The following is a 1285-nucleotide window of genomic DNA, read 5'->3' as shown; positions in this document are numbered from 1 at the left end:
GGGCGTCCTCGCGGACCGCCCGCCATCGCGCACGCGAGCCGGCGGCGGGCCAGGCGATGGTGTCGTCGCGACCGCACGCCGCGTCGGCCAGTGCCCGGAACAGCCCGACACCGTCGGTCAGGCTGTGCGAGATCAGCAGGCTCACACCGGCTCCGCCGTCGGTGAACGGCAGCACGGCAAGGTGCCATGCGGGGCCGTGTTCGGCATCCAGCGGAGTGCCTGCCTGCTCGCGCAGCCACTCGTCGAACTCTTCGCGCGGCCGCGGGGTCGCGACGATCTCGAGGTCCGAGTGGGTGTCGGCCGCGACCCAGCGGTACCGCCCGAACGGCAGCGGTGAGCGTTCGATGAGGCGGGAGATTCGGCCGCGCTGCAGGTGGTGGTGGAACCGGCGCACACCGTCGAGGTCGATCGCGCGGTCGTAGACCCAGACGGTCTGCAGCAGACCGGTGGCGCCGGTGACGCGTTCGCCGGTGAAGAAGGCCTGGTCGAAGAGGCCGAGTGTGTTGTCCATGATCTTTCCTGTCTGTCTGTTCGGTCAGTGCGTTGCGGGCGCGGTGGTGGGCCAGCCGATGGTGGCGGGCAGTGCGAAGTCGTCCATGATGAGCGAAAGAGTCTGGCGCAGTTCGCTGTTGGTGGTGACGCTGCCGGGCTGGTAGGCGAGGACCGAGACGAAGACCCGTCCGTTCACCTCCGCCGAGATCAGCGCCATCATCCCGTTGGACAGCTGCACGGTCGCCTTGGTGACGCCCGGGCAGACCGACAGCAGGGACATGTAGTCGGCAGCGGTGCCGTCCGGGCTGGCGACGATCGAAGGCGCGGCGCCGAGCTGGGAGGAGGCCACGCTGGTGGTGCTGGGCGTGTACACGTTGACCCAGCGCCGGACGAGCCGTTTGGGCAGTAGCGGAACGAGTGGCAGCAGGGCCATCCGCTCGTCGGGGGTGTCCTGGCGATGGATCAGTGCCTGCTTCGTCGCGGAGCGGATCTCGCTGAGGTCCGTGGTCGCTCGCGTCGCATCGACCGTGACGTCGACGTTGGTGACCGCGTTGGCGCGGGTGTCGTCGGCGGTCCGCTGGTTGACGGGCACCCCCAACGTGACCGAACCCTCGGCGGTGACCCGTCCGGCCCGTTCGGCGAGCCGGGCGGCGACGCCGGCGAGCAGTGAGTTGCCGGTGCCGCCGCTCGGCGGCGCGGGCGTTCCAGTCGTCGGCGTCGACGAAGATGGTCGCCGTCGGGAGGGTGATGAGTTCCTCCGCACCCTTGGTCGGCGACGGCGGGGTGGGTGCTC

Annotated in this window: 2 pseudogenes; both read right to left on the bottom strand. The window is 70.4% G+C overall.

Annotation, left to right across the window (positions count from 1 at the left end):
- Positions 1-511, bottom strand: a pseudogene (locus Q2100_RS31310) (hypothetical protein); the annotation flags it as partial.
- A 24-nt stretch (positions 512-535) separates the two neighbouring features.
- Positions 536-1285, bottom strand: a pseudogene (locus Q2100_RS31305) (hypothetical protein); the annotation flags it as partial.

It is taken from the genome of Mycolicibacterium arseniciresistens, from assembly GCF_030519285.1.
In the GTDB taxonomy this organism is placed as follows: Bacteria; Actinomycetota; Actinomycetes; order Mycobacteriales; family Mycobacteriaceae; genus Mycobacterium; species Mycobacterium arseniciresistens.
This window is presented reverse-complemented; position numbering and strand designations above follow the sequence as displayed.